Source organism: Austwickia sp. TVS 96-490-7B (assembly GCF_019331795.1).
Classification (GTDB): Bacteria; Actinomycetota; Actinomycetes; order Actinomycetales; family Dermatophilaceae; genus Austwickia.
This window is the reverse complement of record NZ_JAHPZL010000001.1, coordinates 112,930-129,615: the sequence shown is the minus strand read 5'-3', so window position 1 is coordinate 129,615 and position 16,686 is coordinate 112,930. Positions and strand designations below refer to the sequence as shown.

The window sequence follows — 16,686 nt, the reverse complement described above, 5'->3', positions numbered from 1 at the left end:
GGAATTCCTCTCAGAGGGTTTACAGGTACGGCACAGCCGTAGTTAAATCTGCGGTGTTGCGCGGCCCAAGGCGTTCGAGTGCCTTACTGCCGCAACGGTTCTCGATGTGCATGAGGAGTAGGTTGATGCGAAGCGGTCGGTCTGGGATCGGTCGAGCAGGCTCGGGAGCGTTGGCCAAAGCTGCCACCGTCGTCGTGCTCTGCTTGTCCGTGACGTCACTATCCGCCTGCGGCGGAGACTCGTCTGACAAGGGCGCAAGCGGCGCGCAAGACTCGCCGACCAGTGCGCCACCCTCCTCGATGCCGATGCTTCCGGTCTCTAGCGTCCAGGATGGAGTCAAGGATGGCGTCGCCAAACTCAAGGTCAAACAAGACAAAGCCGCTGACGTTGAAGCCCTTCTGAAACTCGCGTGCGTGGTCAAACAAACCGACGGAAAAGGTGACGCGGCCGCCGGGCAGATCAAGAGCGAAGCCAAAGATCGCAAGCTGCCGGAAGCCGAAGCACACCCGGAGATTGTGATCGCAGTCGCGCACCAACACCTCTGCCCGTGACCGACACGGTCGGTCGCCGACACCCCTGACGACGACCACCTTCTGTCTGGGCCGTGGACCGAGGCCCCCTTCACCGGAGGTCCACGACCCTGATTGCCGACCACGATCCGCTGCCCTGACGTGATCGTGTCTCGGTTGCACTTCCTGTGCTCCTGACTGTGGATGTCAGGTGGAAGCCCACCTTCGACATCCAGCTGCCCCTACCTGTCTGAGCTGAGAGGACGCCATGTCGGCTACTCCTGTGTCCGAAAGACCCCCTACAGATCCCCTGAAGGCCAGTGGATCCACTGCCACCGACGAGCACGACGATTTTTCGTTGGTGCGGGTCCCTGAATCTGCCCGGTATGGGTGGGTCAGTGTGGCGATGCAGCGGTTTGGGATGTTGTCTGCGTTGGCGCAGTTCATGTTGGCTGCGTCGATTGGGGCGTTGGCGGTCCGCTTTGTCTTGAGCTTCCTTGTACGCATCCCGTAGTGATCCCATCCCCGGATAGGTCGAGGCACTACCCACTAGGAGCTTCCCCGCAGGATCGTCGTACGGCATGGCGAGGATTTCGTCGCGTAACGCGGTCAGGGACCGTTCCATTTCCAGGATCGAGGAGTTCATCGATCGTGAGCTCGTGGCGCTGTCGCTGCCCCACTGGCTGGTTTTCAGGGAGGCATTCAGGGCGGCAGCTGACGCGGCGCCTGTCCAGCCTTGTCCGCTAAGGGTTTTCATGGCTTTCTGGAAGGTGAGGAAGGTGTCGACGATCAGGTCTTGCGAGATGGCGTAGTCGCGAGCGCAGGCGTTCATTGAGTCTGGTTGGACGCTCTTGACCATTTTCTTCAGGTCGTGAGCGTTCATCGCCTCATATGGTTGCTGCCCCATGCCAATTCCCCTCTTCCCGGTCGCGGTGTGCGGGGGTGGCGATGGTAGAGGGTGGTCCGCCCCCCATGTCGGACACCTGACCGACTCATCATGACATGGGTGGGGGTGATCTCTGTAGACAATCCCAGGTGGCCTCTTTGTGGTGGTGCTGGGCCTGTCGGGGACCTGGCTGGATCGGCTCAGCACTGGGGTTGTGGCGCCGATCTTAGGAGTGCCACGGACGGCATCTTGGCGGATACGGACGGGCCCTGATGGGCCGGTGCGTGTCTGGTGTTCTTGGAGCCCACCCGGCACATCACACTCGAGGGGATCACGACAGATGGCCTTTCCCATCGGCGACAGCACCATGGGTGCTTTGCAGCAGGCGTTGACGGGCCTGTCGTTGCGGCAACGCACCATTGCGGACAACATCGCCAACATTGAGACCCCTGGGTTCCTCTCCGGGAAGATCGATTTTGAGTCCAGTCTTAAGCGGGCGTACGCCGAGGGGACTCCGGGTGCGGCGTCGATTGGGCGGGCGCGGTCGTTGGAGCCGACTCGGACTAATGGCAGCAATGTGAACTTGGACGAGGAGACCCTTGCCAGTCAGCAGACCTTGTTGACCACTCAGTTGGCGACGGCGGCGATGACCACGAAATTCCAGCGGTTGCGGATCGCCATCACCGGTCAGGCCTGAGAGGGGCGGGGGGTCAGATGAGCATCTTCGGTGCGATGAATATCGCCTATACCGGGTTGGTTGTGGATCGTAAATGGCTGGATTCGGTGTCGGACAACCTGTCCAACATTAACAATGTCAGCCCGACGAGTGGCAATGCTTTCCAGGCTCGGTACATCGTGGCGCGGGCCAATCAGTATGGCAATAACGGCGGGTCGTATGTCGCTGGCACGTTGTTCGGTGATCCGAAGGGGCGTGTGGTCAGTGACCCGACGCATCCGTTGGCTGACGCTGACGGCAATGTGCGGGTCCCGGACATTGACATGGGCAGCCAGATGGCTCAGTTGATGATCGCGCAACGCTCCTACCAGGCGAACTTGGCGGTCGTGGACCGCAGCAAATCCATGTACGAAGCGGCGATTGGAATCGGCAAGTGACCTTCTTCATCCCCGGTATCGCTACGATCCCGGCCTTCGGCATCCAGCCCGTGCGGGATATGTCTGGCGCGGACCGACTCACGATGCCATCGGCTGTGGGGTCGCCGGGTCGAGGTGAGTTCGGGGCGATCCTGGCTGACAAGCTCGGTGAACTTGATGCGCTGCATAAGACCAGTGACACGCTCGCGGTGAAGGCGGTCACGGGTGACTTGACGGACATCGCTGATTACACGATCGCAGCGAATGAAGCGACTGTGGCGACGCAGTTCGCGGTGCAGGTGCGTAACAAGGCTGTGGACGCTTTCACTGAGATCATGCGGATGCCATTGTGAAAAACAACGTCAAGTTGCAGGCGGTCGTGGGACGCGCGAAGAGCGTGTTCAACGGCTTTACGCCGGGGCAACGTGCCGTCACGATCATTGCGGTGGTGGTGGCTGTGGTCGGGATGGTGGTTTTTGCGAATTGGTCGTCGAAGCCAACTATGACTCCGATCTTCACAAATCTCAGCGCGGCCGATGCGTCGGCGATCACCACGAAGCTGCAGGAGACTGGCGTTCCGTACGAGTTGGGGGATGGCAGCAAATCGGTGCTGGTGCCAGCGGATAAGGCGAATCAGGCTCGGCTTGATCTCGCGGCGGCGAAACTCCCGCAGAATAGTCCAGATAGTGCCGGTTATGCGATGCTCGACAAGCAGAGTTTGGGTTCGAGTGACTTCCAGCAGAAGTTGTCTGCAAAACGTGCCTATGAAGGTGAACTGGCTAAGACGATCAAGAAGATCGATAAGGTTCAGGATGCCAATGTTTATCTCGCATTGGGTGAGGATTCGCCGTACACCGACAATCAAACCAAACCGTCGGCGTCGGTCCAGGTGACGATGGCCAATGGCAGCAAGTTGAAGGCTAACCAGGTAGACGCGATCACCTACCTGGTGTCTTCGGCTGTGCCGAAGATGGATCCGCATGCGGTGACGGTCACTGACTCCACGGGGCAGCGCTACACCGATACCGATGGTGGTGCTGGTTTGGATCAGCGGGCCGATCAGATTCGCGCAGTGTCCGCCGCGAAAACAGCTGAACTGCAGCGTTTCTTGGATACCATCGTCGGCCCGGGCAATTCGACGGTCAGTGTGCAGGCTGAATTGAACTTCGATAACACGAAGATCAACCGGCAAGAATATGTCTTGGCGAAGCCGGGTGATCCGCCATTGGCGGAGCAGCACAGCACGGAAAAAATGACCGGTGCTGGCGGGCAAGCCGTCGGTGGTGTCCTCGGACCGGACAACATCACAGTGCCTGGTTTAGGCCAGGGCAACGCCAACAGCCAATACACCAAAGAAGACTTCACCCGGCAGAACCCCTACGGCACGATCACTACGACCACGGACGCGGCGAAGGGGTCGATTAAGAAACTTGATGTGGCTGTGGCCTTGGATGTCAAGAACGCTGGCGCGTATAACGCGACTGACCTGACCGACCTGTTGAGTCGCGCTGCGGGTATCGACACGAACCGGGGTGACCTGGTGAAGGTCAGCAAGTTGGCCTTTGACACGAAAGCTGCTGATGCGGCTAAGTCGCAGGCTGAGGCAGAAGCCGCTGCTGCCCGACAAGAGCAGCTGCTCGACCTGGCGAAGAACGCCGGCTTGGTCTTGCTGTTGCTGGTAGCGCTGTTCATCGGTTTCCGTCGCAGCCGTAAGCGTGAGGAAGTCGTCGATCTGGGCGAGCTGCCGTCAGCGTCGCCACAGGCTGCGCTGCCACCGACCCCGACCGATCCGCCACTGGAGTACCAGTTGGAGTCGGATCTGCTGCCGGTGATCGAAGCCACTCCGGTGGATCCGCAGAGCGCGGCGCGGGTCTTGGCGCGCGAGGAGATCGGCAACTTGGTCGAGGAAGACCCGGACGAGGTCGCGCGCTTGCTGCGCGGCTGGATCTCAGAACGGAACTGACCCATGACGACGCTCACTCAGATGACCGGCCTGCGCAAAGCAGCCATCTTGCTGGTGCAATTGGGCACCGAGCATTCCGCGAAGATCCTCAAGACGTTGCGTCCGGCCGAGGTGGAGGCGTTGACCGCCGAGATCGCCCGGTTGGACAGCGTCGACGTGGACACCCTGGACGAGGTGTTGGAGGAATTCCGTCAGCTCGCGCAGGCCCGCCAGTATTACGTCCAAGGTGGGGTGAACTTTGCTGAAGAGGTGCTCATCGCCACGTTGGGGCAGGAAAAAGCCCACGAGGTGATGCAGCGGCTCACGGCGTCGATGGTGGAGATGCCCTTTGAGTTCCTCCGCCGGGTCGACGCGAAGCTGATCCTGTCGTACTTGCAGGACGAGCATCCACAGACGATCACGTTGGTGTTGGCGCATATGCAACCTGACGCGGCAGCGATCATCCTTTCTGGTCTCCCGCCGGAGACGCAGGCCGAGGTGGCGCACCGGTTGGCGATCATGGATCGCACTAGCCCGGAGATCGTCAAGCAGGTCGAGGCGCATTTGGAGCGGCGCTTGTCGACGCTGGTCCAGGCGAGTGACTACAGCAACGTTGGCGGTCTGAAATCTCTGGTTGACGTCATCAACCAATCCGACCGTACGACGGAGCGCCTCATCCTGGAAGGCTTGGAAAAACGGGACTTGGAACTCGCCGAAGAGGTCCGGGCACACATGTTCATGTTCGAGGACATCGTGGGTCTCGACGATCGGGCGGTGCAGGTCGTGCTGCGCAAGGTCGACTCGAAGGATTTGGCGGTGGCTTTGAAGGGTGTGCGCGAGGACGTCCGGGAGAAGATCACCCGCAACATGTCCGAACGTGCCGCGCTGTCCTTGGCCGACGAGATTTCAATCCTGGGCCCGGTGCGGTTGAAGCAGGTCGAGGAGTCGCAGGCTGTCGTCATCCGGCAGATCCGCATGTTGGAGGAGGCCGGCGAGATCGTCGTCAGCCGCGGCGGAAGCGACGAGTTCGTTGCCTAACGGCAGGTCGCAACGCGGGTACGTCATCCGGGGCAGCGAACATCCATCGCCGGTCCGGCCAGCACGGTTGTCTTCTGACCTGCGCAGCAGCGAGTTCCTCAGCCCGGGGATCGCCGATCCACGCCTGGTCGATCCGCATTTGGAAGCGGTCGTTGAGCAGGCGGCGATGGAAGCGCGGGCGCGGGGTTTCCGGGCCGGTCATGCTGCTGGCTATGCCGCCGGTCGGGAAGAGGGCTTGGCGCTCTTGGATGAGCAACGCCAGATGCTCCTCGAACAGGACGACATTGATCGGCAACGCCATGCGGCGTACTTGCAGGATCTTGTGACGAGCGTGTCCCACGCGGTCGCCGACGCTTTGCAGGTGCAGGTGCCCACGTTGGAGGAGTTGTACGACGTGGTGGCGACGATGACGGTGGAACTCGCTGAAGGGCTGGTCGGTCATCACTTGAGCGTTGACGGATGCGGCGCGAAAGACGCCATGCTGCGGGCGATGCAGCAGGCGCCACGCGGTGCGAAAGTCACGTTGCGGTTGAATCCCGCCGACGTCCTGGAAATCCAGGAATACATCGACGGGGTACCCGAGTGGGGTGACGTCACGGTGGTGGCTGACCCGTCGGTGGAAGTCCATGGCGCGCTCGCGCAGGCTGACAACGTGGAGATCGACGCGCAGTACGGTCCGGCTTTCGAGCGGGTACGTCGGGTGGTGCGTCCGTGAAAGCGTTGATGGCGCAACTCCTGGAGGCATCTCGACCGACGGTCAGTGGCCGGGTGGTCAGTGCGGTGGGTTTGTCCATTGAGGTTGCCGGGCTGGAATTGGGCGTCGGTGAGGCGGTGCGCATCATCGGCGATGAGGGGCCTTTGATGGCTGAGGTCGTGGCGTTGGGTGATGGCCGGGCCACCTGTATGCCGATCTCTGACTTGCGGGGTGTGCGGGCCGGATGCCCGGTGCAGTCCACGGGTGGCCCATTGCGGGTCCCGGTGGGTCCGGGCATGTTGGGTCGGGTCGTCAACGCACTGGGCGAGCCGATGGACAGTCGGGGTCCGTTGACCGATGTGCAGTTGGTGAGTTCGTCGGGGGTGCCACCTGCGGCGATGCAACGGGATCGGATCAGTGAACCGATGCCGTTGGGAGTGCGGGCGATTGACGCGATGATCCCGTGCGGCCGCGGCCAACGGTTGGGGATTTTTGCCGGGTCAGGTGTGGGCAAGTCAAGTTTGTTGTCGATGATCGTGCGCGGCACGACCGCCCCGGTCTGTGTGTTGGCCCTGGTGGGGGAGCGTGGCCGTGAGGTCCGCGAGTTCGTGGAGGGCGATCTGGGGCCGGAGGGTTTACGTCGTGCCGTCGTGGTGGTCGCTACGTCGGACGAGCCCGCGTTGGTGCGGTTGCGCGCCGCATTCACGGCGACCCGAATCGCTGAATGGTTCCGGGACCGCGGGCAGGACGTCGTGTTGTGTATGGACTCGGTGACCCGAGTGGCGATGGCGCAACGGGAGGTGGGTTTGGCCTCAGGTGAGCCCCCAGCTACCCGAGGGTATCCGCCGAGCGTGTTCGGCCTCATGCCGCGACTGTTGGAGCGGGCGGGGACGTCCCCGACAGGCAGCATCACCGGGCTGTACACGGTCCTGGTCGACGGGGACGATTTGAACGACCCCATCGCCGACAATGTCCGGTCCATCTTGGACGGTCACATCGTGTTGTCCCGTCGGTTGGCCACGTCAGGCCATTTCCCAGCGATCGACGTCCTGGAGTCCATTTCCCGGGCAGAGAAAGCCATCACCTCCCGGGAACAGCGCGCCGATGCGGTCGCGATCCGTCAGCTGATGGCCGCGAAACGGGACGCGAAAGACCTCATTGAGATCGGCGCGTACGTCGAGGGCAGCAACCCGGTGGTTGATAAGGCGTTGCGCCAGAGCGGGCAGATCGATGAATTCCTCCGCCAGGACATGGAGGATCTGACCCCGGCGGATCACACCTGGTCATGGCTGCATTCGTTGGCAGCTGCGCCGTAACCCTTGGCAGCTGCGCCGTCAATCCCAGGAGGGCGCAATGAGCGGTGAAAAAGCGCGACGGCGCCAGTTGGGCACATTGCTACGGATCCGCCGGTTGGAAGAAGACCTCGCCAAGGGCGAACTGGCCCGCGCCAACGCCCTGATCCGTCGCCAACAGGACCAGCTGGCGCAGGCCAGGCAGGCCTACCAGCAGCAGACCGCACCCCCTGAGGTGTGTGACGTCCGCGATTTTCAGGCCCAGCTCGCCCGCAACCGGTCGGTGGCAGCGATGGTGCGTGGCTCAGAACGCGCAGTCACCGATGCTGTCGACGAAGCCGCACGCACCCGTGACCGGGTTCGCCTGGCACGCATCAAGACTCAAGGACTCGAACGTCTCGTGGAGCGCGTTGACCAGGTCGTTTTTGCAGAAATGCTCGCCGCTGACCAGCGCACTGCCGAAGAGAGTAGAGCCAGCCGTCACACGAAGGGAAACCGATGAGTGTAGAACTGTCCGGGTTCGCGGCCTGCCAGGCCCGGATCGCCGACATCCAGGCGAAGTTCTTCGGCAACGGTGTCACCCAACCCGGCACATACACCGCCGACGGCGCCCTCAACGGTCGGACCGCGTGGAACTACAAACTTCAGGACCTTAAGAGCCTCTACGACACGGCAGCCGTCACCGGCGGTAAGTTCCCCTGGTCCGGCGTAGACGTCTCGCCATACAACACCAATGGCACCGGCAACGGCATCGGCGGCACCTTCACGTCCGGGAACACCCGCCCCACCAGCTCAGCGACCGCCGTCTCCGGGGCGTTAGCCATGACCGGCGCCAGCGGAAATGACGTCGTCGCCGCCGCCAAAAAATACCTCGGCGTGCCCTATGTATGGGGCGGCACCAGCAGCTCCGGCCTCGACTGCTCCGGTCTGGTGCAAAAAGCCTACGGCGACCTAGGCATCACCCTTCCCCGCGTCGCCGCCGACCAAGCCCGAATGGGCACCTCCGTGCCATCTCTGTCCCACGCCAAACCCGGCGACCTCCTCGCCTTCGGATCACCGGTCGACCACATCGCGATCTACGTCGGCGGCGGCAAGATGATCGCCGCCCCCCAGCCAGGGGAGAACGTCAAGATCCAAAGCGTCTACACCACCCCCACTGCGATCCGCCGAGTCGTCTCCGACGCGCCCGCTGCCGCCCCTTACGCCGCGCTCACCAGCAACGCGCTAGCGGCACCGAGCGGACCAACCGGGTCAGCACTCGCTGCCGCCCCCGCCTCATACCGGGCGCTCTTCCAGGCGGCCCAAGCCAAGTACGGCGTCCCGGCGGCACTTCTGGCAGCCGTCGCCAAAGCCGAAAGCGGATTCAACGCTGGCGTGGTCAGCCCCGCTGGCGCCATCGGACTCATGCAGATCATGCCCAGCACCGCCCGCAGCCTCGGCGTCGACCCCCGCAACCCCGCTCAAGCCGTCGACGGCGCGGCCCGCCTCCTCCGCGATGGCCTCAACCAATTCCGCACCACCGCCCTGGCGCTCGCTGCTTACAACGCTGGTCCCGGTGCGGTCAAACAGTACGGCGGGGTCCCGCCCTACCCGGAGACCCAAAACTACGTCCGCAAGATCATGGCTGACCCGGGAGTGCGTGCATGAACATCCAACCCGTCACCGAACTCCTCGGCACCGACCAGGCCGCCGGTCGGTCCAGCGCCGACGCCCCCACCGCAGACAGCACCTTCGCCACCGCGCTGCACCGCCGGATGCGCACCACCGCATCCACCGAGCAAGCACCCCCCACCCAGACCGCGAATCGGTCCCATGCCACCCGCACCACCGTGGCTCGTCATGCTGTCGACGCCGAACGACCCGCCCCCACCACCGTGCCTTCACCCACAGCCGACCCCGCTGGGGCCCGCACTGTCGATAGCGCCGCCACCGTCACGACAAGCGAGGCGACGACTCCCATCGGATCTGCCCTCGCCGTATCACCACTCGGGCTTCCACTGGTCATCGCATCCCCCACCTCAGCTCCCCACACCGAGGCTGCTTCTGCACCCCTCACCGTGGACACCACCACTGCGGTCACGACCACCCCGATGCTCCTCGCCGGGGTGAACCCCACCACCTCTGCGTCCCCCATCACCTCTGCGTCCCCCACCACCTCCTTTGGGCTGCCCGCCACTGCTGATGTCTCCGCCGTGGACTCCACGGCCACTGACAGCGTCATGCTGCCCTCAGCAAGCAGCCCGCTCACCACCACGATCCCGGCCCCATCCGCGATGACCTCGCCCACCGCGGTGCCGATGACCCCTCACACGAGCCCGCAGCAACACGACGTCACCGCCGCCGTGCCGATGACCGCTGCCCCCGCATCCCCGGCCGTCACTGCAACGTCACCCATCAGTGCTACCCACGGAGCTGATATCACGACCAGCGCAGCTGCCACCACCAGCGCAGCCCCGCCGTACGGTGTCACCACCAGCGCAGCCCCGCCGTACGGTGTCACCACCGCGACCCCATCCGCCGGACCCACACCCATCCTCCCCGTCGCTCCGGCCCCCACCGCCATCCCCCGCACCGACATCACCATCATCGACACCACCGCCAGCACCCTCGCTGCAGCGACCGCGCGCACCCTCGCCAGCGGCAATGCCACCGTCGACAGCCAACTCCTCGCCGACCTTGAATCCACCGCACTCCGCCTGGACGGCCCCGCCAGCACCGACGCCACCAGCAGAACCACCCCCTCGGCGCCACTGGCCCCCCCACACCCCAGCACCACCGGAACCCCCAACGTGCCCACCACCGCAGTGCCGGTCCCCGCCCTCGACCCCACCGCATCGACGCCGCTCCCGAGCACCCCACCCGTCGCACCATTGACCACCACCGACACGCCACGGCTTCCCACCAACACCGCACCCGACCGATTTGCCGCCGCGCTCGCCGGTGTCGGTGTCGGTGTCGGTGCTGACAGTGCGACAGCGACAGCCTCTCTCGATGCTTCCGACCACCCGGCACGACAGGCTGGCGCGCCCGCAGCCTCTCCAGCCAGTGACCACCAGGCTGCGGAGCGGACCGCCTCCCCGGTCATGCCGACCCATCAGGTGATCACTCCCACCAACACCCACCTGACGCCGGCGAGCACCCCGCCGACTCCGGTGCACGCTCAGGTCGCCGCAGCGGTCCTGCCTGCGTTGACCCGACGGGACGGCCGCTACGAGATCGACTTGCAACTCGACCCGGCCGGTCTGGGACGGGTCAAACTCAGCGTCACCATGCACGCGGGGGAGATCTCCGTGCAGATGCAAGCCGCCGACTCCGGTGCCCGCGACATGCTCCGCCAGAATCTCGATCAATTGCGGCAGCAGCTCGCTGACGCCGGATTCGGCAAAACCTCCGTGGACGTCGGTGACGGATCGGCCACCTGGCAGGACCCCCGAGGACACGCGGGGAATCACGACTTCACTGGAACCTCCCGGACAGGATCGGGAGCAGACGGGGCGACCGCCCCGGAATCAGACGCACCGACCCCACCCGGTGACTCATCAGTGATCCGCGCAGCCACGGACGGCAGCCGGTCCCTGGACGTGAAGATCTAAGGGAGGACTGTATGCCCAGCATGCCGATCGCTGATCCCCGAGGAACCTGGGATCCGACGTATCACCCGCTCGTCATCGACGGGAAAACGTACGAGCGCCCCACCACGGGGTATGTCAAGGACAAAGATGGGAAACTTGTTCCGGTCTCCACTCCTGGAAAAGGAATGGACGGACTCTACGGCCGGAACACCACCGGAAAGTCCGCGACCGAGTTTGACGGGGAAACCTTCCTGAAGTTGCTGGTCACCCAGCTGAAATATCAAGACCCCAGCAAACCAGCCGACTCCAGCCAGATCATGCAGCAGAGCGCCACGCTGTCGATGACCGAGCAGATCAACAACATGGTGAAGTCCAACGCCAACATTCAGGCGACGTACACTTCCATGCTTGCTGAGCAGCGCATCTCGTCAGCGATGTCGGTGGTGGGACGCAAGGTCGAATACGTCACTGATCCCAAGGATCCGCAAAAAACTGAGCAAGGCGTCGTCGATTCGGTCAAGTTTGACGGCACTGGGCCGATCCTGTCCATAGGTGGCAAGGACATCCCCTACACCAGCGTCACCAAGGTGATCAGCAGCACGGCGGCCCCCACGCCTCCGCCGGCCACCCCACCTGCCGCCTGAGCGAGCAGCTTCTCGCCGCACCGGCCTCACACCCATTCCGCACCACCAGCTCGCAGCAGGGCAGCACCCCTGCGATGACGAAGGGCACCCATTCATGCTTCGTTCGATGTACTCGGCCGTCTCCGGCCTGCGCGTCCACCAGACCATGCTGGACGTCACCGGTAACAACATCGCGAACGTCAACACCTTCGGCTTCAAAGCCGGCCGCGCTGTCTTCGAAGACAACCTGTCCCAGATCATCCGCGGCTCCTCAGCGCCTGTCCCGGCAGCGGGCGGCGGACCAGGAATCGGTGGTGTCAACCCAGCTCAGGTCGGTCTCGGTGCCCGTCTTGGGGCGATCACGAACCTGTTCAGCCAAGGCGGCCTGCAGGTCACCAACCAGACCACCGACGTGGCTATCCAAGGAGATGGCTTCTTCACAGTGGAGAAGGCAGGCGCTAACTTCTTCACCCGTAACGGTGCCTTCAACTTCGACACTGACGGCAACCTGGTCACCAGCAATGGCTCGTATGTCTTGGGCTACATGTATGCACCGGGTGGGCGAGTCGCAGCGACTAACTCACAGGCCGACCAAGCGGCTGCGATGGCTGGCAACGTCATGCTCGATAAGAACGGTGTCATGGTCACCGCCACCACTACTCCAGGTGACCTGCAAGCAGTCCCATTGAAACTGCCAACCGCGCTGATCAATGGTTTCCGTAGTGGCGCTAACCAGACTTTCAAGATTGCTTCGACAGGAGTTAACGCTAACGGTGAGGCCACCGCAGGAACTCCTGGGACCCTTCACTGGGATCAGTACATGCAAGGCATGGACAATGCTGCCGGTGGCACCGTGCAGAATAAAGACCTCGCGATGGAATCCTTCCAGATCAACCCGGACGGCAAGCTGGTCGGCTCGTTCTCGGACGGCACGAAGCGAGTCTTCGGTCAGATCGCGCTGACCACTTTCAACAACCCGCCCGGACTGGAGAAAGTCGGCGGTTCGATGTACCGCCAGACCAATAACTCAGGCGTTCCTGACACGGGTGTTCCCGCTAACGGTGGCCGTGGCACGGTGGAATCCGGAACGCTGGAAATGTCCAACGTCGATCTGGCCCAGGAGTTCACAAACCTCATCGTCGCCCAACGCGGTTTCCAGGCGAACTCCAAGGTGGTGTCCACCTCCGACGAGGTGCTTTCAGACCTCATCCAGATGAAACGCTGACCCTGACGCGCTGACCACAGCAACACCGCGGTGGGCGGTCACCTCGACATCCGAGGTGACCGCCCACCGTCGTACGCTCGGGGCATCCCCTGCGAGCTCGACTGGACCGATCAGGAGAACAGCGGCTGATCAGGCTTGCAGGTCGCGCCTTGCGCCGGGAGTTTCCCGTCAGCCAAATACGTCTCGATGGCCTTTGATGCGCAGCGGTTCTTGTTGCCTGCGACATGTCCAAAGACATCGACCGTCAGCAGCCGCGCGCCAGGGGAGAGCTTCGCGAGCGCTTGGGCGTTGCGCAGCGGGGTGGCGGGGTCGTGGGTGTTGCCGATCACCAGCATCGGGTTGGCAAGTTTGGTGTCAAATGGCCCTTGGTAGACGTTGCGGTCACGGCCCGGCCAGTTGGCGCAAATGGAGGTGCCCCACGCCCAGTAAGCCTGGAAGGGGTTTTTTCGGAGGGCGTCCGGGGTGCTGTATGCGTCCCATACTTTGGGGTCGTTGGGGTTTTTGGTGTCAGAGCACAACACCGCGAGCAACCCGGGCACCTCTGACCAGCTGGGACGGCCGGTGGGTGGTACGACGGGACGGATCGGTGTGTCGGCGGCGGGGATACCGAGGAGCGGACCGACGAGGGATTGCTGCTCGTCTCCTCGGACAGCGGGCGGAGCTGAGACGGCTGATGGTGCTGCCGGTGCAGTCGCGGCCCGAGTCGACCGGGTTGTGGTCGTCGGCGCTGCGGGTGGTGCCGTCGGAGCGGTGGATGTGGCCGTGGGGGTCGTGGTGCTGCTGGGGGCCTGGGGTGGGGCTGGCTGTTTGGCCATGGCTTCCCAGGTTTGGTGGGTCAGGATCATCAGGTTGCGGTAGCCGCGAGTGTCGTACATCAGCAGGGCGGCTTTGCGGATCCACCCGTCAAAGGTGAGGGTTTCCCCGTCCTTGACGAACGGACCTTTCCGGAGCCGGTCGAGGACCTCTCCCCATTCTTTTTCGACGGTGGTGCTGTGTGGGCAGGCATTCGGACCGGCTTTTTTGCATTCGGCGAACGCGGCTTGCAGGGTTTTCGCGGATTCTTCGGCGGGTCCGTATCTGGCGGTGACTGGTTGTGTCTCGCCGTCTTTGCCGTGCCCGGTGGACCAGGCCACCGGATCGAGGACTCCGTCGTTGACCATGCGGCCCACCCGGTTGGGGAAGAGTGCAGCGTACGTCGCACCCAGGAATGTGCCGTAAGAGATTCCGTAGTAGTTGATCGTTTTTTCGCCCAAGGCGCGCCGAATCATCTCCATGTCTCTGGCGACCTGAGCGCTGGAGATGTGGTCGATGATGGGGCGGGAGGTCTTGGCGCAGGCGTCTCGGTAAAAGACGTTGAACCGGTGCTGCTCTCTGGTCTGCTCCGCGGTGATCGGGAAATGCCGGTCCTTGCCTGGCGGGGCGGGCTGGTCGCTCCAACACCTGGTCCTGGTGGTGACGTGAACCCCGCGGGGGTCCACACCGATCACGTCGTACTGCTCGGTGACCCGATTGCCCATGATGCTGGCCAGGTTTGTCAGTTGTCGTGATGCGAGTTGTCCAGGGCCGCCTGGGTTGGTGAAGACCACACCCTTTTTCTTGCCAGTGGCTGCTTTCTTTGCGACGTGGACTTCGATCTTGTCGCCGTCGGGTTTGCTGTAGTCAAGGGGGAGCAACACGGTGGCGCACTTCAGGTCCCGGAGTTGCTTCTCAGCGCAGGTTTTCCACTCCAGGGTGGGGGTCTTCACCGCGGAGATGTCCAGGGTTTTTGTGGGAGTGCCCGATCCGTTCTGTGGGCCCGAGGGAGCGGGGCCAGCTGCCCCTGCCGGACTGGGAAGGGTAGGAATGATGATCGCCGAGGCGGCGAGCACGGCAGTGACTGCGCGCACCAAGAGCCCCTTTCATAGCTAGATGGTGCACATGCGGGTGGTCCGGACCTCAACGATCCGGACCACCAGCATGTGGTAGAGGTTTACTTGTCGGCAGAGAACAGCGGCTTGTCTACCTTGCAGACGGTGCCTTCGGCGGGCAGCTTTCCGTCAACGAGGTATGCCTCAATGGCGTTGGCAGCGCAGCGGCTCTTATTTCCAGCCACATGGCCAAAGGTGTCTACGGTTAGCAAACGGGCGCCCGGGGAGAGCTTCGCCAGCGCCTTGGCGTTGCTCAGCGGGGTGGACGGGTCGTGGGTGTTGCCGATGACCAGTAGCGGGTTCGCCGGTTTGACGTTATATGGGCCGTGGTAAATGTTCTTGTCCTGTCCGGGCCAACCTGCACACACCGAGGAACCCCATGCCCAGTAGGACATGAAGGGGTTTTTCTTGATCTGCTCGGGGGTGTTGTACTTCTCCCAAGCCTTCGGGTCCTTCGGATTCTTGGTGTCGACGCACATGACTGCCAGAAGTTCAGGGTTGTCAGACCAAGCAGGCTTTCCTGGTGCGGGTTTCACTGGTACCGCCGGCTTGTCAGCCGAGACCATCCCCTTAGGCATCTTGGACATCACGCGCTGTTTTGCTTGCTCAGCGACCTCATGTATCGGTTTAGCAGTGGAGGAGTCGATAGCTGGCGTAGATGGCTTGGCTGTCTTGGGGTCTACCCTCGGGGTGGTGGCGGTCCCAGCCGGGGCAGTGGGTGTTCCGCTTGCTGACGGCTTCTTCTGCAAACCTTCCCACGTTTTCCGGATTGACCCAGGGAGTTCCCTGATCGTGGGCTTGTCATACATAGTGACGGCGACATCGCTGATGAAGCTGTCAAAGGTGATGGTCTCCTTGCCTTGGACGATGGGTCCCTTTTTCAGGGCCTCCAAGATGTCGTCCCATTCTTTCTGAATGGTTGCCCCGTTGGCGCATGCCTTGGGACCGGCCTTCTTGCACTCCGTGAAGATGGCCTGCAGGGTCTCCAGTGATGCTTCTCCGGCGCTGTCACGTGCGGTGATGGGCTTGGTGGCAGCGTCATTGCCATAACCGGTGGACCAGGCGACAGGGTCGACGACCCCGTCAGTGATCATCCGGCCGACGTTCTGAGGGAAGAGTGCCGCGTAAGTAGCGCCCAAGAAGGTGCCGTAAGAGACACCGTAGTAGTTGAGGCTCTTCTCACCGAGGGCTTTGCGGATCATTTCCATGTCGCGGGCGACCTGGGCGGTGGAGATGTGATCCATGATGGGGCGGGAGGTTTTTGCGCATGCGTCCCGGTAGAATACGTTGTAAGCCTGCTTTTGGGCAGTGAGTTGCGGAGTGTAAGGAAACCGGATGTCGTCGCCCTTAGGCGCTGCCTTGTCGCTCCAGCATCGAGCTTGGCTAGCGGCATGAATTCCGCGCGGATCGACGCCGATCACGTCGTACTGCTCGCCAGCCTTTTTGCCCAAAATGGTGGCGAAGTCATTCAACTTGGTTGAGGCCAGTTCCCCAGGCCCACCGGGGTTAGTGAAGACGACTCCTTTTTTCTTACCGGTGGCGTTTTTCTTGGCGACGTGAATCTCAATTTTGTCGCCGTCGGGTTTGCTGTAGTCCAGGGGGAGTAGTGCGCTAGCGCACTGGAGTCCTTTGAGTTCTTTATCGGTGCAGGCTTTCCAAGCCAGGGTGGGAACTTTAACTTTGGAGATGTCCACGGTCTTAGGTGCTGCCCCAGCGGTTTTTCCTCCGGGGCCAGTTGCGTTGCTCGCTGCGGACGCCGGAACTGGAGCAGCAGCATGTGCAGGGGTGCTGACGATAGGGGTAATGATCGCCGAGGCGGCGAGCAAGGCGACTGTGGTTCGCATGAAAGGTCCTTCGTTGAGAGATTTTTCTTCAATCCTTGAAAGACGGCCATATCTGGTCGCGA

Annotated in this window: 16 protein-coding genes; 14 read left to right on the top strand and 2 right to left on the bottom strand. The window is 62.7% G+C overall.

Going from position 1 to position 16,686, the window contains the following annotated elements; all coding sequences use genetic code 11:
* Positions 1-125 precede the first annotated feature (125 nt).
* The 14 genes from KEM60_RS00600 (at position 126) to KEM60_RS00535 (ending at position 12,873) form a co-directional block, all read left to right on the top strand.
* Positions 126-551, top strand: a complete 426-nt coding sequence (locus KEM60_RS00600; protein WP_219105560.1) for a hypothetical protein — start codon at positions 126-128, stop codon at positions 549-551.
* A gap of 241 nt (positions 552-792) precedes the next feature.
* The gene (locus tag KEM60_RS00595; protein WP_219105559.1) at positions 793-1,023 is read left to right on the top strand and encodes a hypothetical protein; all 231 of its coding nucleotides are present in this window, start codon (positions 793-795) and stop codon (positions 1,021-1,023) included.
* Positions 1,024-1,735: 712 nt separating this feature from the next.
* Positions 1,736-2,092 carry a flagellar basal body protein gene (locus KEM60_RS00590; protein WP_219105558.1) on the top strand — a complete coding sequence of 119 codons (357 nt, stop codon included), beginning with the start codon at positions 1,736-1,738 and terminating at the stop codon, positions 2,090-2,092.
* A 17-nt stretch (positions 2,093-2,109) separates the two neighbouring features.
* Positions 2,110-2,508 (top strand): flagellar basal body rod protein FlgC, encoded by a 399-nt coding sequence (locus KEM60_RS00585; RefSeq protein WP_219105557.1) that lies wholly within the window; start codon positions 2,110-2,112, stop codon positions 2,506-2,508.
* The gene (locus KEM60_RS00580; protein WP_255574088.1) at positions 2,505-2,840 is read left to right on the top strand and encodes a flagellar hook-basal body complex protein FliE; all 336 of its coding nucleotides are present in this window, start codon (positions 2,505-2,507) and stop codon (positions 2,838-2,840) included. Before KEM60_RS00585 ends, KEM60_RS00580 begins: the two co-directional genes overlap by 4 nt.
* On the top strand, positions 2,837-4,450 hold the full coding sequence (fliF, locus tag KEM60_RS00575; RefSeq protein ID WP_255574087.1) for a flagellar basal-body MS-ring/collar protein FliF: 1,614 nt from the start codon (positions 2,837-2,839) through the stop codon (positions 4,448-4,450). The genes KEM60_RS00580 and fliF overlap by 4 nt, the downstream gene beginning before the upstream one ends.
* 3 nt (positions 4,451-4,453) lie before the next feature.
* Entirely contained in the window at positions 4,454-5,467 is a 1,014-nt protein-coding gene (gene fliG / locus KEM60_RS00570; protein ID WP_219105556.1) for a flagellar motor switch protein FliG, read from the top strand.
* Positions 5,460-6,182, top strand: a complete 723-nt coding sequence (locus KEM60_RS00565) for a FliH/SctL family protein (RefSeq protein ID WP_219105555.1) — start codon at positions 5,460-5,462, stop codon at positions 6,180-6,182. The genes fliG and KEM60_RS00565 overlap by 8 nt, the downstream gene beginning before the upstream one ends.
* 8 nt (positions 6,183-6,190) lie before the next feature.
* A complete protein-coding gene (locus KEM60_RS00560; protein ID WP_219105868.1) occupies positions 6,191-7,477 on the top strand; it encodes a FliI/YscN family ATPase in 1,287 nt (428 codons plus the stop codon).
* Between the two features lie 37 nt (positions 7,478-7,514).
* Positions 7,515-7,955 carry a hypothetical protein gene (locus KEM60_RS00555; protein WP_219105554.1) on the top strand — a complete coding sequence of 147 codons (441 nt, stop codon included), beginning with the start codon at positions 7,515-7,517 and terminating at the stop codon, positions 7,953-7,955.
* Positions 7,952-9,100, top strand: coding sequence for a transglycosylase SLT domain-containing protein (locus KEM60_RS00550; RefSeq protein WP_219105553.1), 1,149 nt, complete (start codon positions 7,952-7,954; stop codon positions 9,098-9,100). The genes KEM60_RS00555 and KEM60_RS00550 overlap by 4 nt, the downstream gene beginning before the upstream one ends.
* Positions 9,097-11,046 (top strand): flagellar hook-length control protein FliK, encoded by a 1,950-nt coding sequence (locus tag KEM60_RS00545; RefSeq protein ID WP_219105552.1) that lies wholly within the window; start codon positions 9,097-9,099, stop codon positions 11,044-11,046. The genes KEM60_RS00550 and KEM60_RS00545 overlap by 4 nt, the downstream gene beginning before the upstream one ends.
* A gap of 11 nt (positions 11,047-11,057) precedes the next feature.
* Complete coding sequence (locus KEM60_RS00540) at positions 11,058-11,669, top strand: flagellar hook assembly protein FlgD (RefSeq protein ID WP_219105551.1); 612 nt, start codon at positions 11,058-11,060, stop codon at positions 11,667-11,669.
* Between the two features lie 106 nt (positions 11,670-11,775).
* The gene (locus KEM60_RS00535; RefSeq protein ID WP_255574085.1) at positions 11,776-12,873 is read left to right on the top strand and encodes a flagellar hook protein FlgE; all 1,098 of its coding nucleotides are present in this window, start codon (positions 11,776-11,778) and stop codon (positions 12,871-12,873) included.
* A gap of 110 nt (positions 12,874-12,983) precedes the next feature.
* On the opposite strand, the gene KEM60_RS00530 is transcribed toward KEM60_RS00535, so the two are convergent.
* A complete protein-coding gene (locus KEM60_RS00530; RefSeq protein WP_219105549.1) occupies positions 12,984-14,759 on the bottom strand; it encodes an alpha/beta hydrolase in 1,776 nt (591 codons plus the stop codon).
* 83 nt (positions 14,760-14,842) lie between these two features.
* Positions 14,843-16,624 carry an alpha/beta hydrolase gene (locus KEM60_RS00525; protein ID WP_219105548.1) on the bottom strand — a complete coding sequence of 594 codons (1,782 nt, stop codon included), beginning with the start codon at positions 16,622-16,624 and terminating at the stop codon, positions 14,843-14,845.
* Positions 16,625-16,686: the final 62 nt, after the last annotated feature.

Excerpts from the sequence above, each read along its gene's own strand:
- KEM60_RS00555 (WP_219105554.1), top strand. The coding sequence starts at position 7,515 with ATGAGCGGTGAAAAAGCGCGACGGCGCCAGTTGGGCACATTGCTACGG.
- fliG (WP_219105556.1), top strand. The coding sequence starts at position 4,454 with ATGACGACGCTCACTCAGATGACCGGCCTGCGCAAAGCAGCCATCTTG.
- KEM60_RS00560 (WP_219105868.1), top strand. The coding sequence starts at position 6,191 with ATGGCGCAACTCCTGGAGGCATCTCGACCGACGGTCAGTGGCCGGGTG.
- KEM60_RS00535 (WP_255574085.1), top strand. The coding sequence starts at position 11,776 with ATGTACTCGGCCGTCTCCGGCCTGCGCGTCCACCAGACCATGCTGGAC.
- KEM60_RS00525 (WP_219105548.1), bottom strand. The coding sequence starts at position 16,624 with ATGCGAACCACAGTCGCCTTGCTCGCCGCCTCGGCGATCATTACCCCT.
- KEM60_RS00590 (WP_219105558.1), top strand. The coding sequence starts at position 1,736 with ATGGCCTTTCCCATCGGCGACAGCACCATGGGTGCTTTGCAGCAGGCG.
- KEM60_RS00550 (WP_219105553.1), top strand. The coding sequence starts at position 7,952 with ATGAGTGTAGAACTGTCCGGGTTCGCGGCCTGCCAGGCCCGGATCGCC.
- KEM60_RS00545 (WP_219105552.1), top strand. The coding sequence starts at position 9,097 with ATGAACATCCAACCCGTCACCGAACTCCTCGGCACCGACCAGGCCGCC.
- KEM60_RS00600 (WP_219105560.1), top strand. The coding sequence starts at position 126 with ATGCGAAGCGGTCGGTCTGGGATCGGTCGAGCAGGCTCGGGAGCGTTG.
- KEM60_RS00540 (WP_219105551.1), top strand. The coding sequence starts at position 11,058 with ATGCCCAGCATGCCGATCGCTGATCCCCGAGGAACCTGGGATCCGACG.
- KEM60_RS00585 (WP_219105557.1), top strand. The coding sequence starts at position 2,110 with ATGAGCATCTTCGGTGCGATGAATATCGCCTATACCGGGTTGGTTGTG.